This window comes from Microbacterium invictum, from assembly GCF_034421375.1.
GTDB lineage: Bacteria > Actinomycetota > Actinomycetes > Actinomycetales > Microbacteriaceae > Microbacterium > Microbacterium invictum_A.
Genome location: NZ_CP139779.1, coordinates 3,257,549 through 3,276,434, shown reverse-complemented (window position 1 = coordinate 3,276,434; position 18,886 = coordinate 3,257,549). Strand labels below are relative to the sequence as shown.

The window sequence follows — 18,886 nt, the reverse complement described above, 5'->3', positions numbered from 1 at the left end:
AGGCCACGATGATCCCCGACCGCATCATCGAACAGGGCACACTCACGACCGACGGCATCCGCACCTCGGTGGAGGTCCGTCTGCCGTGGTACCGCGCCCTGCCGGCCTCGTGCATCGCCGGAGCCAGGCTCACTCTCGACGGCGTCGAGGCTCCGACCGAGTCGCTCCGCTGGGAGATGAACGGCAAGACCTTCACCTTCGCGGAGCTCGCGCCGAACACGGAGCAGTGGTGGTTCCCCACCGACTCCGCGGTGCTCTCCGGCGAGATCGCCGTGACAGATGAGGGCGAGCACACGGTCGGGGTAGAGCTCGTGCTGTACATCCCCTACATCGTCATCGGCGCCGACGAAGTGCTGCATATCGAAGAGAAGGACACCAAGACGATGTCCGTACGGAAGGCGGTCGCGGCATGACCACTCTCGGCACCCCCATTCAGGGCGTCACGCTCTACAGCTTCACCCGCGCCTTCCACGGTCGCGAGTACGACCTCGAGCAGCTCATCCGCAAGACCGCGGCCGAGGGTTTCGGCCCGGGCCTGGAGGTCATCGGCTTCTCGAGCTTCCGCGGCTTCCCTGAGATCGACGACCACTTCGCCGGCTGGTTCACCGACCTCGTCGCCGAGGTCGGGCTCATGCAGACCTCGCTCGCGGTGAACGCCGACATCGGCATCCACCGGGATCGCCTTCTCACTCAGGACGAGCTGCTGGAGTACATGCGCCGGCAGATCGCCGCCGCGGCCAAGCTCGGCTTCCCCATTGCGCGCGTGCAGATCTCGATCACGCCCGATTCGATGGAGGCCCTCGCCCCCATTGCGGAGGAATACGGCGTCACGCTCGCGCTCGAGGTGCACGCCGACCAGTACGCGTCGCACCCGCGCATCCTGGCGCTCCGCGACCGATACGAGAAGGTCGGGTCGCCGTTCCTCGGCTTCACGATGGACTGGGGCGCGACGGTGTCGGGCTTCGCGCCCTCGCTGATCGAGGCCTATCGGCGCCGCGGCGCGTCGGAGGAGTTGCTGGCTGCCGCCACAGGGCTCTGGGAGGAGTTCTACCGGCAGGGCCCGCCCGCCGACCAGGCGGAGCACGGCCAGCGCTTCGGCCGCTTCATCGGGTTGGCCGCGCAGCACGGTCGCCCGGACCTCGGGATCGACATGGGCATCAACGCCACCGGCCTCTTCGGACCGGCACGAGTGGATGACTGGCTCGAGATCTTCCCCTGGATCCGCCATGTGCACGGGAAGTTCTTCGGGATCGACGAGGATCACGAGGAACCGTCCGTTCCGGTGCGCGACCTGATCCGACTGCTGGTGGAGAACGGCTACAACGGCGCGATCTCCAGCGAGTACGAGGGCTGGCACTGGAACTCCTGGCAGAGCCCGTTCGACATCATCCGCGACGAGCAGGCCGTGCAACGCTCCGCCGCAGCCGACGCGGGGTCTCGCATGACCACCGATCTCACCGAGGCGAGGTCTCAGCTCGCGGCCTGGCTTCCCACCACCGAAGGAGCATCCGCATGAGCGACGGCATCGCCGGAACCGGCATCAAGCTCGGCACGACCCTCTACTCCATGACGAGCGAGTTCGCTGCCGGCCTCTTCACCCCCGAGACGCTCATCAAGGCGGTGCACGACTTCGGGATCGGCCCGGGCGTGGAGTTCAACATCGCGCAGCTGCTGCGCACCTACCCCGACGTCGACCAGGACTTCGTGAAGCTCTGGTTCGACTCGCTCGAGAAGTACGGACTCGAGGCGAGTGCGATCGGGACGAACCTCGACATGGGGCGCCGCAAGGACCGCGACATGACACCGGACGAGGAGCACGACTTCCTCGCTCGGCAGCTGAAGACCGCCTACACGCTCGGATTCAAGAAGGTCGTGATCCGCTCGCACGGCAAGGAACTGCTGCGCGGCCTCCTGCCGCTCGCCGAGAAGTACGACCAGTACCTCGGGTACGAGATCCACGCGCCGTCGGGTCCGAACAACCCCCAGGTGCTGCAGATGCGCGAGATGTACGACGAGCTGCAATCCGAGCGCCTCGGGTTCACCGCCGACTTCTCCTCGACGATGCACTCGCTCTCGCCGACGCTGCTGACCACGCTCGCGCGCATGGGGATGGACGAGAAGCACTTCCCCGTCATGGACGAGATCTGGCACGAGCCGACCCCCATGCACGTGCGCAACCAGAAGTTCGAGGACTACCTCGTCGGCGAGGGCGTCGACCCGCTCACCTTCGGCCCGTTCACTCGGCTCGCCTTCAACATGCACGGACTCGTGCCGCCGGAGGAGTGGCTGGACATCATGCCGCAGATGTTCCACGTGCATGCCAAGTTCTACGACATCGGCGCCGACGGCGAAGAGCCGGCGATGGACATCCCGCGCATCGTGAAGCAGTTCGTCGTGGGCGGCTACCAGGGGTATCTCTCCAGCGAGTGGGAGGGCCACGCCTTCCAGGACCTCGGCGAGGCCGACCCCATCGACCTCGTGAAGAAGCAGCACGCGCTCATGCGCAAGGCGATCGAAGACACCGTCGCCGAGCAGTCGAAGGAGACCGCGAATGTCTGACACCGCAACCGCCACCGACCTCTCACTCGCCGAGCTGCAGTCCCAGCTCACGGCGCTCCGCGAAGAGGTCTCTGCCGCCCGTGCCCTCGCCCAGCGCGCGGAGGACCGCGGACAGGTCGAGAACCTCTTCAACCGCTACATGTACCTGCACAACGCCTTCGAGGACGAGCAGATCATCCCGCTGTGGGTGAAGGAAGGTACGGAGGGCATCCGCGCCCGGTACACCAACGCCGGCCAGTACACGACGTGGAAGAGCGTCACCGACTATCACCGCGGACGCCCCCACCCCGAGGGCAAGCTCATCCTGCACGCCACGACGACCCCCGTCATCGAAGTGGCCGCCGACGGGAGGACCGCCAAGGGCGTGTGGATGATGGCCGGCACCGAGTCGGGCCTGACCGACCCGAAGGTCGCCGAGGCCTTTCCCGACATGTACTCGCCCGAGGAGGTACTCGGCAAGAAGGTCTGGGCCCACTGGGTGTGGTGCAAGTACGCGATCGACTTCCTCAAGCAGGACGGCGAGTGGAGGTTCTGGAAGTTCCGCTGTTACGAGCTCGCCCGCGCGCCCTTCGAAGAGAACTGGGTGAGCTTCGGCCTGAAGAACCAGGGCGCGTTCGACCTCGACCTCATGTACTTCGGCGACGACGGCAAGCCCGTCTTCATGCCCCCCGCCGATGAGCCCGTGCCGTCGACCAACCACCCCTACAGCCCCGAGACGGTGCAGAAGCTCGAGCCGGCGCCGCCGGTTCCGCACGACACCTTCACCGACACCTACGCCTGAGGAACGACCATGGCAACGCACGACTCGCTCTTCCGTGACGACGACGTCCGTCGCACCGACGACGGCCTGGCCGTCTCTCTGCAGATCCCCTGGTACCGGAGCCTGTGGCTGTCGGCCGTCGACGATGTCGCGGCGACGGTCAACGGTGTGGAGGTCCCGAAGGAGGACCTGAGCTTCGTTCTCGAAGGACGCGAGTACCGCATCGAGGAGCTCCCCGAGCAGTGGGACACCCTCTGGTTCGTCGCCGAGCGCCCCGACGTCCGCATCCGCCTCGATGACCCGCCGGCCGCCGGTGAGAAGATCACCGTCGGGGTCGTGCTCACGATGCGCCTGCTGTACATGCAGATCATGCCGGGCGTGGACGGCGGACCGGGCCGGTATGTGACCAACCGTGTGCCGGTGGAGCGGGAGCTGGTGCTCGCATGACACGCCCGCTGCGCGTCGCGATGATCGGCTACGGCTTCATGGGCGCGGCGCACTCGGTCGGCTGGCGCCAGGCGCCGCGCGTGTTCTCGCTCCCCGAGGCCGTCGAGATGGCGGTCCTCGTCGGACGTAACGCGCAGGCGGTGGCGGATGCCGCGGCGCAGTGGGGCTGGCAGGAGTCGGCGACCGACTGGCGGGAGGTCATCGCCCGGGACGACATCGACATCGTCGACATCGTCACGCCCGGCGACTCGCACGCCGAGATCGCGATCGCCGCCCTCGAGGCAGGTAAGCACGTGCTCTGCGAGAAGCCGCTGGCCAACACGGTGGCCGAGGCGGAGGCGATGGCGGATGCCGCGGAGCGCGCGTCCGCGCGAGGGGTGCGCGCCATGGTGGGGTTCACCTACCGGCGGGTTCCCGCGGTCACGCTGATGCGCGACATGATCGCCGAAGGTGCCGTCGGCACCGTGCAGCAGGTGCGAGCGGCCTATCGGCAGGACTGGCTCGTCGACCCGGCGATGCCGCTGGCGTGGCGTCTGCAGAAGGAGCACGCCGGCTCGGGTGCGCTCGGCGATATCGGTGCCCACATCATCGACATGACCCAGTTCGTCACCGGGCAGACGGTGGAGCGCGTCAGCGGCACGCTCGAGACGATCGTGACCGAGCGGCCGCTGCAGGCCGCAGGCTCGGGGCTCAGCGGCGAGGCCGGTGCCGGCACCGGCACGGTGACGGTCGACGACCTCGCGATCTTCACGGGCCGGCTCGCCGGCGGGTCGCTGGCCTCGTTCGAGGCCTCGCGTTTCGCGACGGGTCGGAAGAACGCCCTGACCCTCGAGGTCTCGGGCGACCGGGGCGCGCTGGCGTTCGACCTCGAAGACCTCAACAGCCTGCGCTTCTACGACCGCACAGCACCCGAGGGGCGGCAGGGGTTCACCCAGATCCTCGTCACCGAGTCCGTCCACCCCTACGTGTCCGCCTGGTGGCCGGCGGGGCACATGCTCGGGTACGAGCACGGCTTCAGCCACCAGGTCGTCGACCTCGTCACCGCGATCGCCGCGGGCAAGGAGCCCCACCCGACGTTCGCCGAGGGCCTGAGCGTCCAGCGGGTGCTCGACGCCGTCGAGCGATCGAGCGAGAACGACGCCGCCTGGACGCCGGTGGCCGCGAACGTCCTCACCCCCAGTCGTTGAGCGAACGCAGCCCTCGGTCGTTGAGCGAGCGCAGCGAGTCGAAACGCCCGGAACCGGTCTGATGCGCGCGGCGCCGAGGCGTTTCGTCTCGGTCGCTTCGCTCCCTCGCTCAACGACCCGTGAAACAAAGGAGACTGAAATGACCCGACCGATCACTCTTTTCACCGGCCAGTGGGCGGATCTTCCGTTCGAGGAAGTGGCGCGCCTGGCGGGCGAGTGGGGGTACGACGGTCTGGAGATCGCGTGCTGGGGCGATCATCTGGATGTGGCGCGGTGGGATGACGCGGAGTACGTGCAGTCGCGGAAGGACATTCTGGAGCGCAACGGGTTGAAGGTGTGGGCGATCTCGAATCACCTCACCGGTCAGGCAGTGTGCGATGACCCGATCGACCAGCGGCACCGTGACATCCTGTCCGACCGTGTCTGGGGCGATGGCGATCCCGAGGGGGTGCGTCAGCGGGCCGCGGAGGACCTCAAGGACACCGCGCGGATGGCGGCGAAGCTGGGTGTGACGCAGGTGAACGGCTTCACCGGGTCATCCATCTGGAAAGCGGTCGCGATGTTCCCGCCCGCGTCGGACGAGTGGATCGACGCCGGCTACCAGGATTTTGCCGACCGCTGGAACCCGATCCTCGACGTGTTCGAGGAGGAGGGCGTGCGCTTCGGGCTCGAGGTGCACCCGTCCGAGATCGCCTACGACTACTGGACGGCCAAGCGGACGCTTGAGGCGATCGGCCACCGCAAGAGCTTCGGGCTGAACTTCGACCCGTCGCACTTCATGTGGCAGCAGCTGGATCCGGTGGCGTTCGTCCTCGACTTCGCCGATCACATCTTCCACGTGCACGTGAAGGAATCCATCACCAACCTGGACGGGCGCAACGGCGTGCTCGGCTCGCACCTGGGATGGGCGAACCCTCGCCGCGGGTGGACATTCGTGTCCACCGCCCACGGCCAGGTGCCGTGGGAGCCGCTGTTCCGCGCGCTCAACGCCATCGGCTACACCGGACCCACCAGCGTCGAGTGGGAGGACGCCGGCATGGACCGTCTCGCCGGAGCGCCCGAAGCTCTTGCCTTCGTCCGCACACTCAACGCGATCACCCCGCCCGCCGCGGCGTTCGACGCCGCCTTCTCCACCAAGGCCGACTGAGACGTGACCGACATCCTCGACGTTCTGATCCTCTCGGGACATATGACCCGCGAGCATGACAACGAGCACCGCAGCTTCCGGCTGCACAATCAGTGGATCACCACCCTCCTCGAAGACACCGGACGCTTCCGGGTCCGTGTGGTGGAGGACCCGCGGGGCCTCGGCGCCGACATCATCGACAAGTACGACGTGCTGATCGTCGTCTTCGAGGGCCGTGACGGCTTCTTCGAAGAGGCCGTCGGGTTCGGACCCGAAACGGATGCCGCGATCCTGAAGTTCGTGCACGACGACGGCAAGGGCATCGTCTGGTTCCACGGCTCCGCTGCGCAGGAGGATCGCTGGGGATACCCCGAGGAGTACAACGTCATGCGGGGCGCGAAGCTCAGCGCCTACGAGACGGGGCTTCGGCCGCGCCCGTGGGGAGAGGCGCAGCTCGACACGGTCGAGCCGCGGCATCCGATCACGGAGGGCATCAGCGCGCGCTGGACGGTGACCGGCGACGACATCCTCACCGGCGTCGACCTCTACGAGGGCGCGCAGGTGCTGCTGACGACCTTCGACGACCTGGAGGCCTACGAGAAGGCGCCGATGTGGCCCATGTCGCACTACCCGGTCGAGATCCCCGAGGGGGGGATCGCTGCGCTCAACGGCATGAACACCGACCAGCCGATCGCGTGGATCAACGAGTACGGCACCGGCCGCTCGTTCACCATCACGATCGGCCATGACATCGACACGTTCCGCCGCATCGAGTTCATCCGCATGTTCCCGCGCGGCGTCGAATGGGCGGCCACCGGCGAGGTCGGCCTCGAGGGCCCCGATCGCCGTGGTGAGCGCCGCTTCCTCCCCTGGCCGTACTACAACCGCGAGGGGTGAACGCGGTGACCATGCCCCTGCGAGTGGGGATCTTCGGTTCGGGCGGAATCGCCGAACGGGCGATGGCAGAGCCTGCGGCATCCATCGACGGCGTCGAGGTCGTCGCTGTCGGATCCCGGGACCCGGAGCGTGCGCGCGCCTTCGCCGACCGCTTCGGCATCGCGGCGGCCGGAAGCTACGCCGACGTCATGGCGAATCCCGAGGTGGATCTGATCTACGTGGCGCTTCCGCCTGCCGTCCACGCCGAGTGGGCGACGGCGGCGCTCCGCGCCGGCACACACGTGCTCTGCGAGAAGCCACTCTCCGCCAACGGCGCTGATGCGCGCCGCATCGCCGAGGCGGCGGACGAGGCAGGGCGCGCGGCGTTCGTGGGATTCCACTACCGGCTCCATTCCTTCACCCGTCGGCTTCTGGAGGTGCTCGCCTCGGGCGTTCTCGGAGAGATCGAGGACATCGAGGTCGATTTCAGCATCCCTCATTTCGTGGTGAAGCCGGGCAACATCCGCCTCGACGGCGATCTCGGCGGCGGGGCGGTCATGGATGTCGGCTGCTACGCCATCGACCTTCTCCGCGCCGCATGGGGCGACGCCGAGGTGGTCTCGTCGATGGCGCGACGGTACGACGCCGACCCGCGCGTCGATCTCGAGACCGACTTCGTGCTGGCCTTCGATCGGGGCGGGACGGCCCGGGTCCGCGCGTCGTTCCTCGGCGATGACGAGGGGCGGATGCACCTGCACGTCGTGGGCTCCACGGCGACGCTGCACGCGACGAGCGTCATCGTCCCCCAGTGGGGCGCGACGCTTTGCGTCACGGCGGACGACGACATCCTCATCGACGAGAAGGCCGACGTGACGGAGTCGAGTTATGCGGCGCAGCTGCGGCATCTCGTCGAGACGCTGCCCGACGGGCCATCGCCGTTCCGCGCCGCCGACGCGGTGCGGACGATGGAGCTCGTCGACGACGTCTACCGCGCTGCGGGGCTGCACCCGCGCTGACCGGGTTACGGTGGGCGCATGCCGAGTCGGTCACCCCGCGCGCTCGTCGTGATCCTGTGCGCCGCCGCGCTCACGGCGTGCTCGGGAGCGTCGCCCGACCCGCCGGAGACTCCGTCCCCTGCGACGGGTGACCCTGCCGCACGTGCCCAGGCCGAGGCGTGGCTCGAGGCTGCCGCCCTTCCACCCGGAGCCGTGCCCGCGGACGACGGCGCGGGGGAGTTCTTCTCCTTCACCGGCTGGCCCTGCACCCCGATCGAAGAGCTCGAGGGTTTCTGGACCATCCCCGACACGACGGTCGCCGCGGCGGCGAACTGGCTGCTGGCCCATCCGACGGCCGACCTCGTGACGACGGCGATCGGTCCCTACGCGGAGGACCCTCTGCTGGACAACCTCGCCGTCGGCTACATTCCCGCCGACGGCGCGCAGGAGGGTGTCGTCTACACGATCGTCCGCACGCCCGACGGTGTCGCCGTACGCGCGGAGGTCGTCGCCCTGACCGAGGCGGCGGAGTGCCCTGAGCTGCCCGACGGGGGAACGCTCGGACCTCCCGGCCAGGGCTGAGCCACGGCAGGATGAGGGGGTGACGAGCACCGCGAACACCGAACCCCGGGGGACCATGGTCCTCGTCCGGCACGGCGAGACCGAGTGGAGCAAGAACGGTCGCCACACCGGGCTCACCGACATCCCGCTCACCGAGACCGGGGTCTACAAGTCCGAGCTGGCGGGCACCCTCCTCGCCACCCGCCGCTTTGAGCTCGTGCTGACGAGCCCGTTGCAACGCGCCGTCGACACCGCCCGGCACGCCGGCTTCCCCGCCGCCGAGCCCGACGCGCGCCTGCACGAGTGGGACTACGGCGCCTACGAGGGACTCACGACGCCGGAGATCATCGCTCAGCTCGGGCACCCCTGGTCGATCTGGGACGATGGCGCGCCCTCCGGCGAGACTCCGGGTGAGAGCGTCGCCGAGGTCACCGCGCGCGCGGAGTCGCTGCTCGGCGACATCCGTCCGCGTCTGGAGCGTGGCGAGCACGTGCTGATGTTCTCGCACGCCCACTTCATCCGCGCCCTGACCGGCACCTGGCTCGGGCTCACCGCGTCGGGCGGCCGCTACTTCTGGCTCGGCACCTCCGCGGTGAACGAGCTCGGCTTCGAGCACGCGCGCCCCGTCGTTCTGCAGTGGAATCACGTGCGGGGGCGCTGACCTCCCTGGGCGGATCCGGTGTCCGCCCGCACCTCGGCCTCGAGCGACCGGAGCAGCGCGTGCTGACGTCGCACCTGCTCCTGCCCGCGATAGGGGATGCGCTCCCCCTCGTACTCGCTCGAAAGCCATCCGTCGTAGCCGTGGGTCACCAGGGTCTCGACGATCTCGCGCCAGGGGATCTGCGGGTCCACGAGGTCGTCGTCGATGTCGAAGAACTTCGCCTGGATGAACCCGACGTAGGGAAGCACGTCGACGAGGTCGCTCATCGGGACGGCGAGCGGCGTCATCCATCCTCCCTTGTGTCCCTCCTCGCTCACCCCGGGCTGCACGGCGGTCGACGCCTCGCGCTGGAAGATGCCGGTGTCGATCATCAGACGGAAGTTCGGCGAACCCGTGCGTTCGATGAAGGCGATGTAGTCGTCGACGACGCGATGCTTGATGGGCGTCGGCGCGTGGATCTCGGGGCAGATGACGACGCCGTGGTCTGCGGCGAGATCCAGGTTCGCTTCGACGATGGGCTCCCAGGCAGGGTGGGGGTCGAGTTCCATGCTGACCACCCCGAACTTGGGCCGGATCGTGGTGAAGCCCAATGTCGCGGCGAGTTCGATGTCGCGGCGGAGCACCGCGACGCCCTCTTCGGTCGTGAGGTCGGGACCGCCGGTGTGGCCGATGTCGACCCAGGAGCAGTAGTTCGTCGGCTCGAGGCCATGTCGATCCAGCAGTCCATGCCACTGGTCGATCCAGGCCGGGGCGGGCTCGGGATAGCGCGGCACGTTCGACTCACCGAGGATCTCGATCCCCGCCGCGCCGACGGAGGCGATCTCGGCCATGGCGTCGTCCAGGGTGAGCACGGTGTTCATGTCGCCGGTGTAGCTGTACAGCGAGACGCCGTACTTCAGGGAGGGCGCGTTCACGCGATCACCGTGACCTTTCGTGCGGAGGGGAACAGGGACGGCCGGAAGGGCGGCGGGAAGTAGGGCGCGTGGATGGCGATCTCCACGTCGATGTCATGGATGCCGGGGGCCAGCCCGCCGGCATGGGGGATCGTGATCACAGCGGGCTCGTCGAGGTCCCAGTGGACGTCGAGGTGCGCCGCTTTGAGCTCGGCCAGCGTGTACTGCGTCCCGCCGAGGGTCCACAGCGGCACCTCCCGAGGCCAGGTGAGGTCACCGACGCGCACCTCGATGCCGTCGATCAGACGGGCGAAGACGCCGCGATAGTTGGGCATGCGGACGAGGAACCGGAACCCGGTGACCTCGCCGCCTTCTACGACGTTCTCGACGCCACGGTTCTGGATGATCTCGCGTTCAAGCATGTGACAGGTCCTGAGTCTGTTCGGTGAGCACGGTCTTATCCGCCCTGGCCGCGATGGCGCGCGCGGCGCGGACGGCGAGGGCGACCGTCGTGAGGGTCGGATTGCAGGCGGTCGCGGTCGGGATGACGCCGTTCCCGGCGACGTAGAGTCCCGTGATCCCCCATACCTGGGCGTCGGGGTCGCAGACGCTCGTGCCGTCGTCCACCTCGCCCATCCGGGTCGTTCCCTGGTAATGCAGCGACGCACCCGGCGGGAACTCGAGCGGCTCGCCGAAGACCGCGTCGCCGAGGAGGTCGCCGACGTCGACGATCGCGCGCCGCGCGCGCTCGATGCTGTCGCGATCCTGTTCGGTGAGCTCGTACCAGACCCGCATCGCGGGCAGCCCGAATTCGTCGACCGCCGCGGCGTCGAACTCGACCCGGTCCTCCGCTCGGATGTCCTTGGTGCAGAACCAGCCCAGTCCGACGACCTCGCCCGGCAGGATCTCACCCTCGTAGGGGACGGGCGAGGCATCCAGCTGCATGACCTGGCCATGGAACGGTTCGGCGTCCGTGAAGGGCACCCACGAGACCCCGCTGAGCACGTCGATCGGGCCACCGGCCGGGCCGAGCGACTGCGGCGCGACGTCGCGGAGTTTCACGGCGTGCACGACCTGAGGCTGATCGTTCAGGTACCGGCCGAGGGCCGGCGGCCGGATCCCCGATGCCCACAGCAGCTGCGGAGTCCGGAAGGCGTCGGCGGCGGCGACGACGATCGAGGCGTCGACCTCGTACGATTCGCCGGCCGCTCTATCGGTGACGCGCACGCCGAGCACGCGCCCGCTCTCGGTGCGGACAGCGGTGACGACCGTCTCGGCGACCAGGCGATGCCGAGGATTCTTCCGCGTCGCCTCCCCGAAGACGACGTCCGACCCCGACCACCAGAGCGTTCCGTCGGGCTCCTCGCGCACGGCGAGAGGCATCGGCGCCACCGCTCGAGTCCGGCGGTGGTCCAGCCCGCGGCTGAGGCGCTCACGCACCTCATGGGCCAGAGGCGCGTCCGCCATGAGGCCGGCCGAGACCCCCAGAAGCCGGTCGGCCTCGTCGAGCAGCTCGTCGAGGTCGTCGAGGAACGCGATCCGCTCGCTCTCACCCGGTCGCGGGCAGGCACAGGTCCAGTGGGCCCCCATCCCGCCGACATTCGTCGAGAACGCCAGCGCAGGGAGGCCGTCCTGGCCCGACTGCCGGTATCCCTCGGCGAGCAGGTGGGTCCCGGGTCGCACGATGCGCTCGTCATGGGATGCGTAGCCGTCGAGCGTGTCGGTGCTGATGTCGGATGCCGCCGGGGCCGGCCCCTCGGAGCGCCGCTGCGCGGTCCGTCGATCGCCCTCGGACAGGTTCTTCACATGGGCGCCGGGTGGGTCGCTGACGATCGGTCCCGCGTCGAACTGGATGATCATGAGATCGGGCCGCTGCTCGCTGAGGATGCGGGCGACGGCGGCTCCGGCTGGGCCCGTGCCGACGATGACGACATCGGCCCGCGCGGGACGTCCTTCGGATGAGGCGTCATCGTGAGGCAAGACCGGCTCCCATCTCTTCGAGCTGGGCGACGATCTCGGCGGGACTCATCTCACCGACCTGCTTCTGCAGCATCGGCGTCCGGTCCAGGATGAGATCGCGGAGCGGGCGCAGCGGAGCGGGAGCGTGGTGGAAGACCTTGCCCAGGACGTACGCCTGCTGCACCTGGGAAGTGGTGTGGGAGATGCGTCGCCCGTCGTAGCGAGCCAGCGCTGCGGTCACGGACGCCGTGTCGGAGAGATCGACGTCGGTGAGCTCCTGAGCAAGGGTGTAGCCATCCCCGATCGACATGCCCGCTCCGTACGCCGCGTAGGGCGACGTGGCGTGGGCGGCGTCGCCGGCCAGGGTGACGCGACCCTTCGACCACTGGGCCAGTGGCTTCCGGTCGCGGATCGGCCATCGCTGGAAGTGCGCGGGATCGGTCGCTGCGACGAGACCCGACAGAGGGCCGGGGAAGCGGCCGGCGAGACGAAGTGCGTGGGCCTTCAGGTCTTCGGGAGGCGCGACCGCGGGGTCCCACGCCTCCAGGACCCACCACTGGATGCCGTCGCGACCGTCGTCGCGGATCGAGGAGTAGGTCCCCTGCACCGAACGGTCGTGGGTGAGGACGACCTCGCCGCGTTCGACGCCGGGGACGTCGGCGAAGGTGTAGCCGCCGATGATGTGGAGCTTGTGCTCACGCCTCTCGCTGGGTCCCCACAGCTGCGTCCTGATCATCGAGTCGATCCCGTCGGCTCCGACCAGGACGCCGGCGTCGATGACCGAGCCGTCGCCGAGGGACACTCTCACGCGGTCGCCGCGGTCCTCGACGCTCGCCACCTCGACGTTCGTCTGCAGGACGCCGGCGGGCATGGCGGCGAGCATCCGCCGGTACAGCTCCGGCCGGAGAAGACCGATGAAGCCCCCACCGTACTCGCGCACGACCTCGTCGGGGATCCGCACGTCGGCGCGGATGTTCCCCCTCACACCGCGGAACGTGGTGTGGCAGGGGGCCCCGAGATCGGTCGTGTCGACCCCCATCTCGCGGAGCGCCTTGATGGGCGGAGGCCACAGGTTGAGGATGTTGCCGGCCGGCCGGGCCTCGCGGTAGCGCTCGAGGAGGTGGACCGGATGGCCGACCTTGTGCAGCGCCAGCGCGGTCGCCATACCGGCGGGGCCGGCCCCGACGATGACGACGGGGAGCGAGGGCGATGAGGGTGTCATGAGCGTCTCCTAGGTGAGAGGGGCGGGGCGCCCGCTCGGATCCGAAACGAGCGGGCACCCCGGTCGGGGTGGGGCCGGATCACGCGTCCCAGGCGGCATCCATCTCATCGAGGATCTGATCGACGGTCTTCTGGCCCGTGAACAGCCCCTGGACGCCGACGCTCAGTGCTTCGTAGACGGCGGGGTTCGGCCAGGTCTCCACCGGGAACCCGGTGTACGAACCCGATTCGAGGAGGTCGCCGATCGGCTGGTACTCCACGGAGACGGTGTCCGCTGACGCACCGGAGATCGGGACCAGTCCGGCGATGTCGGCGAAGGTCTGAGCCTGCTCCGGCTCAGCGGCCCAGTCGAGGAATGCCTGCGCCGACTGCTTCACGGCGTCATCGGCGGAGGCGTTGATCACCCAGGCGTAGTTCGCAGAGATGAGCGCGTACGGCTCCTGGCCGTCGGCGGGCGGGAAGGAACGGACATCGAGCTCGAGTCCCGCGTTGGCGTTGATCTGCGCCGCCGCGGAGCCGGGAACGGGGGCCGACAGGGATGTCTGGCCGCCCAGCCCCTGGGTGATGCTGTCGAAGGTGCCGCCCGCGGCGCCGTTCTGGAAGCATCCGGCGTCGATCATCGCGACGACGTCCTCCAGCACGTCGCGCCACCCGCTGTCGGCGAAGGTCACATCGCCGTCGATCCGCTTCTGGTTCCAGTCGGGATCGCCCTGATAGACACGGGTGGCGGCGATCATCGAGGCGAGGATTCCGGTGTTGAACGAGATCGCCCCCGCGACGACCACCATGCTCTTGCCTGCCTCACGCGCCGTCCCGCACGCGTCGAGCATCTCGTCGAAGGTCTCGGGGTACTCGTCGATACCGGCCTCCGCCCCTGCCGGGCCGTTCCAGACGAGAGAGGTCGGGGACAGTGCCGTGGGCTGCCCGTACAGCGTGTCGTCGACGCTGAAGAGCGCCGCCTGGCCCTCGGGGACGATCGCGGCGGAGGCCTCGCCGAGAGGCTCGAGGAAGTCGGCCTCGGCGATGGTCTGAACGGTGACCGCCTGGCCGCCACCGGGGATCAGGACCATCACGTCGGCGGCATTGCCGGCCTGGAGCTGGGTGGTCAGCTGATTGTTGTAGCTCTCGGCAGGGTAGGAGATGACCTCGACCTCCACGCCCGTCTCCTCGGCGTACTGCTGGGCGAGCTGTCCATACACGTCGTCGCCGTCGTTGGCCATCGGGAACATCACCGAGAAGCCGGCGAGTTCGTCGGAGGACCCCCCGGAGGGCTGGGCGCCACCGCCGCCGGAGCATCCGGCGACGACAGCGGTCGCCGTGAGGACAGCGGCTGTCGCCAGCCAGCGGGTGGGCGCGGAGCGGGTCGTGTTCGGCATGGGGACCTTTCTGACGTCGTCGTCTTCGCCGAGGCGGGCTCATCGGCTGCTGTTCCATTCTGACGTCTTATGTTCCTGAGGGGCATAAGTACTCATGATGCGCACCCCCCGTCCCGTCGATGCAGGGATATCCGGGGTGATCATGGGCCTAGTCGGTTTCGTGCCCTCGACGCGGAAGCGCGCCACAATGGGTAGATGGTGCCGACTGGAGTCAGAGCGCTTCCCGACGATCGGGTCGGCGCGCGGGCGAGCGACGCAGGAGCGACCGATCCCATCGCTCCCTCGCTCGAGGCGGCACCGCTCGCTGCGATCGTCGACCTGGTCCGTTCCGGGCGCGCACGGACGCGTCCCCAGCTGGCCGAGGTCACCGGACTGAGCCGGAAAATCGTCACCCAGCGCGTGGAGCAGGCGTGCGAAGGCGGACTCCTGCGCGAAGCGGGCTTCGCTCCGTCGGAGGGCGGTCGTCAAGCCCGTCTGCTGGAGTTCAACCGAGACGCCGGCCGGGTCTTCGCGGTCGTGGTCGGCGCGTCGGAGATGCGGGTGGGCGTCGCCGATCTGGCGGGAACCCTGCTCGATGTGACCCACGAGGAATGGTCGGTCGAGACCGGGCCGGACAGCACCATGGCGCGGGTGAAGGCCCATCTCGACGCTCTCGCGGCCGGTCACGTCGTCGACCGGCCGTGGGGGATCGGCATCGGGCTGCCAGGTCCGGTCGAGATCGGGTCGGCCCGCTTGATCGACCCGGCCATCATGCCCGGCTGGGACGGCTTCAGTGCGCGCGCGTGGCTTCGCGAGCACTACGACGCTCCGGTCTGGGTCGACAACGACGTGAATCTCATGGCCGTCGGCGAGTGGGCCTTCGGCGACGGCGATCGTTCGCACGACATGCTCTTCATCAAGGCCGGAACGGGCATCGGATCGGCGTTCATCTCGCGAGGGCGTGTGCTGCATGGTCAGCGCGGTGCAGCCGGCGACATCGGACACATCCACGTCACCGACGATGCCGATGCGGTGTGTCGATGCGGCCAGACCGGATGCCTCGAAGCCGTCGCCGGCGGCTGGTCGCTGCTGGTCGAAGCGACAGCGCGTGCGGAAGCGAGTCCGATCCTAGCTCGGGCGATCGCCGAACGCGGGCGGGTGGAGCTCGGCGACATCGGTGCGGCTGCCCGCGCGGAGGATCCGATCGTTCGAGATCTGGTGCTTCGGCGCGCCACGGCGCTGGGCGCGGTCGCGGCGAACCTCGTGACGTTCACCAATCCGGGCGAGCTCGTCATCGGTGGCGGCGTCCTTCGGGCGGGTGCCGAGCTCATCGAGCGGATCGCCACGGTCGTCCGCGCGCGCAGCACCCGGATGGCGTCAGAGGAGCTGACCATCCGCGCTGCGTCGCTGGATCAGCTCGAGGGCGTCATGGGCGCGGCCTACCTTGCCGCGGAGAGTCTGCTCGCGCCTTCCGCACTCGCGCGGTGGGTGGACGAGGGGTCGCCCTTCGGCCATGCGGCGGCGCTGCAACGACACCGCGCCGCATTCGTCTGACGGGTGCGGGAGTGTCGTCCCTTCGTGCGACGATGCGCGCGGGGAGGGAGGCCCGATGCGCGACGCCGCGACCGTGCTGCATGCCGACCTCGATGCGTTCTACGCCTCGGTCGAGCAGCGCGATGCGCCCGGCCTCCGGGGGCGGCCGGTCATCGTCGGGGGCGGCGTGGTCCTCGCCGCCAGCTACGAGGCCAAGGCGCGCGGGGTGCGCACCGCGATGGGTGGGCGGCAGGCACGTGAGCTCTGCCCCGACGCGATCGTCGTCCCCCCACGGATGGAGGCGTACTCCGCGGCCAGCAAGGCCGTGTTCGAGATCTTCCGCGACACCACACCGCTCGTCGAGGGGCTCTCGATCGACGAGGCCTTCCTCGAGGTCGGCGGACTCCGTCGTATAGCCGGCGATCCCGCCGACATCGCCGCACGCCTGCGCGAACGGGTGCGGTCGGAGGTCGGGCTCCCCATCTCGGTGGGCGTCGCCCGGACGAAGTTCCTCGCCAAGGTCGCAAGTGCGGTGAGCAAGCCCGACGGGCTCCTCGTGGTCGAACCCGACGACGAGGAGGCCTTCCTCCTCCCCCTGCCGGTCGAGCGGCTGTGGGGCGTCGGGGTGAAGACGGCCGAGAAGCTGCACGGGCTCGGGATCCGCACCGTCGGACAGCTCGCCGAGCTCGAGGCGGCGACCGCCGAGCGCCTGCTCGGGCGGGCGGCGGGCGCGCACCTTCACGCCCTCGCGCGCCTGCGCGACCCCCGCCCGGTCGACACCACCCGCCGGCGCCGCTCGATCGGGTCGCAGCGGGCCCTCGGCACGCGCCCTCGCACCCACGACGAGCTCGACGTCATTCTCAGCCAGATCGTCGACCGGCTCGGCCGCCGCCTCCGCGAGGGCGACCGCGTGTGCCGGAGCGTCGTGTTGCGCCTGCGCTTCGGCGACTACACCAAGGCGACGAGATCGCGCACCCTCCGGTTTCCGACGGACCGCACGTCGCTGCTGCTCGACACGGCGCGGATGCTGCTGGCCGCCGCCCATCCCGCGATCGCGGAGCGCGGGATCACCCTCATCGGCCTCTCGCTGTCGCACCTCGAGCACGCGGACAGCGTCCAGCCCGAGCTGCCGCTCGACTTCACCGGGGAGGACGAGGTCGACGGCGCCCTCGACACCGTGCTCGATCGGCTCCGAGATCGCTTCGGTGCCGGTTCCGTCGCCCGCGCGGCCCAGCTCGGTCGCGATCCGGGGTGGTCCACCCCGATCCTCCCCGAGCACGAGTGAGCACGGAGTCCGCCGCCCCTCAGCCGGACGCCAGGGCTTCCCGGGCCCCGGCGATGTGAGCCCTCGTCATCTCGGCCGGGTCGGCGTCGAGCCACTCGTGCCCGCCCCACTCGCTGGTGAGCACACCGTCGAATCCGGTCGTCGTGAGCGCGACTCCGAGGTCGCGCACGGGTTGCCACACGCGTCCGTCCGCATCCTCGAGGTCCCAGAACTTCAGGTGGAACCCGCCGACCAGGGGGAGCACCGGACGGATGTCGTCGACCGACGAGCGCCCGGATCGCACGATCATGTCCATGTACAGCGTGTGGATGGGCCCGGGAACACCGCCCGAGCGGAGCAGATCGATCACAGCGCCCTGGGTCGCCGGGTCGCACCACTCGCTCCGCAGGCGCTCCATGAGCATGCTCGGCACGCCGCCCCGCTCGAGCTCCTGGAGGTAGGTGACCGGGAGCGCGGGCATGAGCATGCTGATGTCGATCAGCAGCCGGACGTGGGGATCGTCCAGAGCCGCCAGGGCCTCGTATGCGGCCGCCGAGCCCGTCGCGGCCGGCGTCTGCCCGCCCTGGGCCTCTTCGAACAGCACGAGATCGAGCTCGTGGAGGTGCGGCAGCACCCGGCGGAGCAGCTCGGGGCCCGCCTGCCCGAGTGGCAGTCGAAGTCCCGCCGCCCCCAGCGCATGGGCGACCCGCAGTTGCGGCAGGAGGAAGCTCAGACGCTCCTCGTCGCTGCGACGTCGCGCCGGTGATGCCCACTCGTCCAGGCTCGCTCCCACGACGCTGACCCGCCCGCCCGCCGCGGCGAGCCGCTCCCGCAGGAGTGCCGCCTCGTCCGCTCGCGTCGCCGGGAACGATCGCCAGAGCTGTCCGGGCTCGACTTCGATCAGGGCGCTCACACCCGACGCGACGATGTCGACCGCGATATCCGTCGCGGCCCGCTCGGCCCGGATGACCTGGGGCGTCCAGTTGAAGGCGCTCGCGCCGATCACCGGAAAGCCGGACGAGGGTGCCTCGGGCTCAGGCGACATCGCGCGCCACCGTTCGAGTCACCGGTGCATCGAGGGTGAGGGTCCGATGCGCACGGAAGGGAAGGGAGAGCGGGCCGTCGCCGCCCGCCTCGAGATACGGGACGTAGAGACCGAAGGCGAGATCCACCTCGTGACCGCCGGGAGCGAGAACCCGCCGACCCTCGAGGCGCAGGCGATCCTGGAGGAACCACCATCCTCGCTCGAAGGCGAGCACCGAGGGCGCGACCCGGCGATCGCCGATCATGACGGCCGTCACATCGACGGGCTCGTCGTCGATGTGCAGCTCGATCGCGGTCAGACTCCACACCGGGAGCGATCGGATCCACGGCAGGCAGATCCGCAGCGAGAAGCCGTCGCCGAGCGAGCTCAGCGCGTCCTCGCGCAGGATGGGCAGGCTCATGGACACGTCCTCGTGGGTTGCTTTGACTCCGAAGATACACTCTT

The 18,886-nt window shown here is 69.3% G+C and carries 20 protein-coding genes; 13 read left to right on the top strand and 7 right to left on the bottom strand.

All coding sequences use genetic code 11. The features are described from left to right. The first annotated feature begins 8 nt into the window (after positions 1 to 8). The 11 genes from T9R20_RS15735 to T9R20_RS15685 all read left to right on the top strand — a co-directional run bounded on the left by T9R20_RS15735 (position 9) and on the right by T9R20_RS15685 (position 9,172). Positions 9 to 413 (top strand): C-glycoside deglycosidase beta subunit domain-containing protein, encoded by a 405-nt coding sequence (locus T9R20_RS15735; RefSeq protein WP_322410279.1) that lies wholly within the window; start codon positions 9 to 11, stop codon positions 411 to 413. Continuing rightward, positions 410 to 1,516, top strand: coding sequence for a sugar phosphate isomerase/epimerase family protein (locus T9R20_RS15730; protein ID WP_322410278.1), 1,107 nt, complete (start codon positions 410 to 412; stop codon positions 1,514 to 1,516). Before T9R20_RS15735 ends, T9R20_RS15730 begins: the two co-directional genes overlap by 4 nt. Next, positions 1,513 to 2,559 carry a sugar phosphate isomerase gene (locus tag T9R20_RS15725; RefSeq protein WP_322410277.1) on the top strand — a complete coding sequence of 349 codons (1,047 nt, stop codon included), beginning with the start codon at positions 1,513 to 1,515 and terminating at the stop codon, positions 2,557 to 2,559. Before T9R20_RS15730 ends, T9R20_RS15725 begins: the two co-directional genes overlap by 4 nt. Continuing rightward, positions 2,552 to 3,340 carry a nuclear transport factor 2 family protein gene (locus T9R20_RS15720; protein ID WP_322410276.1) on the top strand — a complete coding sequence of 263 codons (789 nt, stop codon included), beginning with the start codon at positions 2,552 to 2,554 and terminating at the stop codon, positions 3,338 to 3,340. The genes T9R20_RS15725 and T9R20_RS15720 overlap by 8 nt, the downstream gene beginning before the upstream one ends. Before the next feature lie 9 nt (positions 3,341 to 3,349). After that, positions 3,350 to 3,766: a C-glycoside deglycosidase beta subunit domain-containing protein gene (locus T9R20_RS15715; RefSeq protein ID WP_322410275.1), complete on the top strand. Its 417-nt coding sequence runs from the start codon at positions 3,350 to 3,352 to the stop codon at positions 3,764 to 3,766. Then, positions 3,763 to 4,953, top strand: coding sequence for a Gfo/Idh/MocA family oxidoreductase (locus T9R20_RS15710; RefSeq protein WP_322410274.1), 1,191 nt, complete (start codon positions 3,763 to 3,765; stop codon positions 4,951 to 4,953). Before T9R20_RS15715 ends, T9R20_RS15710 begins: the two co-directional genes overlap by 4 nt. A gap of 139 nt (positions 4,954 to 5,092) precedes the next feature. Next, positions 5,093 to 6,100: a sugar phosphate isomerase/epimerase family protein gene (locus tag T9R20_RS15705; RefSeq protein ID WP_322410273.1), complete on the top strand. Its 1,008-nt coding sequence runs from the start codon at positions 5,093 to 5,095 to the stop codon at positions 6,098 to 6,100. Between the two features lie 3 nt (positions 6,101 to 6,103). Beyond that, a complete protein-coding gene (locus tag T9R20_RS15700; RefSeq protein WP_322410272.1) occupies positions 6,104 to 6,976 on the top strand; it encodes a ThuA domain-containing protein in 873 nt (290 codons plus the stop codon). Positions 6,977 to 6,987: 11 nt separating this feature from the next. Beyond that, positions 6,988 to 7,971 (top strand): Gfo/Idh/MocA family oxidoreductase, encoded by a 984-nt coding sequence (locus tag T9R20_RS15695; protein WP_322412202.1) that lies wholly within the window; start codon positions 6,988 to 6,990, stop codon positions 7,969 to 7,971. A gap of 18 nt (positions 7,972 to 7,989) precedes the next feature. After that, positions 7,990 to 8,532, top strand: a complete 543-nt coding sequence (locus tag T9R20_RS15690) for a hypothetical protein (protein ID WP_322410271.1) — start codon at positions 7,990 to 7,992, stop codon at positions 8,530 to 8,532. A 19-nt stretch (positions 8,533 to 8,551) separates the two neighbouring features. Continuing rightward, positions 8,552 to 9,172, top strand: a complete 621-nt coding sequence (locus tag T9R20_RS15685; protein ID WP_322410270.1) for a histidine phosphatase family protein — start codon at positions 8,552 to 8,554, stop codon at positions 9,170 to 9,172. Here the strand turns inward: T9R20_RS15685 and T9R20_RS15680 are convergent. The 5 genes from T9R20_RS15680 to T9R20_RS15660 form a co-directional block, all read right to left on the bottom strand. Then, on the bottom strand, positions 9,154 to 10,086 hold the full coding sequence (locus T9R20_RS15680; protein WP_322410269.1) for a sugar phosphate isomerase/epimerase family protein: 933 nt from the start codon (positions 10,084 to 10,086) through the stop codon (positions 9,154 to 9,156). The genes T9R20_RS15685 and T9R20_RS15680 overlap by 19 nt on opposite strands. Next, on the bottom strand, positions 10,083 to 10,487 hold the full coding sequence (locus T9R20_RS15675; RefSeq protein WP_322410268.1) for a C-glycoside deglycosidase beta subunit domain-containing protein: 405 nt from the start codon (positions 10,485 to 10,487) through the stop codon (positions 10,083 to 10,085). The genes T9R20_RS15680 and T9R20_RS15675 overlap by 4 nt, the downstream gene beginning before the upstream one ends. Further along, positions 10,480 to 12,045 carry a GMC oxidoreductase gene (locus T9R20_RS15670; RefSeq protein ID WP_322410267.1) on the bottom strand — a complete coding sequence of 522 codons (1,566 nt, stop codon included), beginning with the start codon at positions 12,043 to 12,045 and terminating at the stop codon, positions 10,480 to 10,482. The genes T9R20_RS15675 and T9R20_RS15670 overlap by 8 nt, the downstream gene beginning before the upstream one ends. Then, positions 12,032 to 13,246 carry an NAD(P)/FAD-dependent oxidoreductase gene (locus T9R20_RS15665; RefSeq protein WP_322410266.1) on the bottom strand — a complete coding sequence of 405 codons (1,215 nt, stop codon included), beginning with the start codon at positions 13,244 to 13,246 and terminating at the stop codon, positions 12,032 to 12,034. Before T9R20_RS15665 ends, T9R20_RS15670 begins: the two co-directional genes overlap by 14 nt. Before the next feature lie 79 nt (positions 13,247 to 13,325). Further along, entirely contained in the window at positions 13,326 to 14,621 is a 1,296-nt protein-coding gene (locus T9R20_RS15660) for an ABC transporter substrate-binding protein (protein ID WP_322410265.1), read from the bottom strand. A 195-nt stretch (positions 14,622 to 14,816) separates the two neighbouring features. On the opposite strand from T9R20_RS15660, the gene T9R20_RS15655 reads away from it, so the two are divergent. Beyond that, positions 14,817 to 16,154, top strand: coding sequence for an ROK family protein (locus tag T9R20_RS15655; protein WP_322410264.1), 1,338 nt, complete (start codon positions 14,817 to 14,819; stop codon positions 16,152 to 16,154). A 55-nt stretch (positions 16,155 to 16,209) separates the two neighbouring features. After that, entirely contained in the window at positions 16,210 to 17,418 is a 1,209-nt protein-coding gene (gene dinB, locus T9R20_RS15650; RefSeq protein WP_322410263.1) for a DNA polymerase IV, read from the top strand. 19 nt (positions 17,419 to 17,437) lie between these two features. Here dinB and T9R20_RS15645 read toward each other — a convergent pair whose 3' ends face one another. Then, positions 17,438 to 18,442: a restriction endonuclease subunit R gene (locus T9R20_RS15645; RefSeq protein ID WP_322410262.1), complete on the bottom strand. Its 1,005-nt coding sequence runs from the start codon at positions 18,440 to 18,442 to the stop codon at positions 17,438 to 17,440. Next, on the bottom strand, positions 18,432 to 18,842 hold the full coding sequence (locus T9R20_RS15640; protein ID WP_322410261.1) for a hypothetical protein: 411 nt from the start codon (positions 18,840 to 18,842) through the stop codon (positions 18,432 to 18,434). The genes T9R20_RS15645 and T9R20_RS15640 overlap by 11 nt, the downstream gene beginning before the upstream one ends. Positions 18,843 to 18,886: the final 44 nt, after the last annotated feature.

Excerpts from the sequence above, each read along its gene's own strand:
- T9R20_RS15660 (WP_322410265.1), bottom strand. The coding sequence starts at position 14,621 with ATGCCGAACACGACCCGCTCCGCGCCCACCCGCTGGCTGGCGACAGCC.
- T9R20_RS15655 (WP_322410264.1), top strand. The coding sequence starts at position 14,817 with ATGGTGCCGACTGGAGTCAGAGCGCTTCCCGACGATCGGGTCGGCGCG.
- dinB (WP_322410263.1), top strand. The coding sequence starts at position 16,210 with ATGCGCGACGCCGCGACCGTGCTGCATGCCGACCTCGATGCGTTCTAC.
- T9R20_RS15735 (WP_322410279.1), top strand. The coding sequence starts at position 9 with ATGATCCCCGACCGCATCATCGAACAGGGCACACTCACGACCGACGGC.
- T9R20_RS15725 (WP_322410277.1), top strand. The coding sequence starts at position 1,513 with ATGAGCGACGGCATCGCCGGAACCGGCATCAAGCTCGGCACGACCCTC.
- T9R20_RS15720 (WP_322410276.1), top strand. The coding sequence starts at position 2,552 with ATGTCTGACACCGCAACCGCCACCGACCTCTCACTCGCCGAGCTGCAG.
- T9R20_RS15690 (WP_322410271.1), top strand. The coding sequence starts at position 7,990 with ATGCCGAGTCGGTCACCCCGCGCGCTCGTCGTGATCCTGTGCGCCGCC.
- T9R20_RS15645 (WP_322410262.1), bottom strand. The coding sequence starts at position 18,442 with ATGTCGCCTGAGCCCGAGGCACCCTCGTCCGGCTTTCCGGTGATCGGC.
- T9R20_RS15710 (WP_322410274.1), top strand. The coding sequence starts at position 3,763 with ATGACACGCCCGCTGCGCGTCGCGATGATCGGCTACGGCTTCATGGGC.
- T9R20_RS15675 (WP_322410268.1), bottom strand. The coding sequence starts at position 10,487 with ATGCTTGAACGCGAGATCATCCAGAACCGTGGCGTCGAGAACGTCGTA.
- T9R20_RS15665 (WP_322410266.1), bottom strand. The coding sequence starts at position 13,246 with ATGACACCCTCATCGCCCTCGCTCCCCGTCGTCATCGTCGGGGCCGGC.
- T9R20_RS15715 (WP_322410275.1), top strand. The coding sequence starts at position 3,350 with ATGGCAACGCACGACTCGCTCTTCCGTGACGACGACGTCCGTCGCACC.
- T9R20_RS15730 (WP_322410278.1), top strand. The coding sequence starts at position 410 with ATGACCACTCTCGGCACCCCCATTCAGGGCGTCACGCTCTACAGCTTC.
- T9R20_RS15695 (WP_322412202.1), top strand. The coding sequence starts at position 6,988 with ATGCCCCTGCGAGTGGGGATCTTCGGTTCGGGCGGAATCGCCGAACGG.
- T9R20_RS15640 (WP_322410261.1), bottom strand. The coding sequence starts at position 18,842 with ATGAGCCTGCCCATCCTGCGCGAGGACGCGCTGAGCTCGCTCGGCGAC.
- T9R20_RS15705 (WP_322410273.1), top strand. The coding sequence starts at position 5,093 with ATGACCCGACCGATCACTCTTTTCACCGGCCAGTGGGCGGATCTTCCG.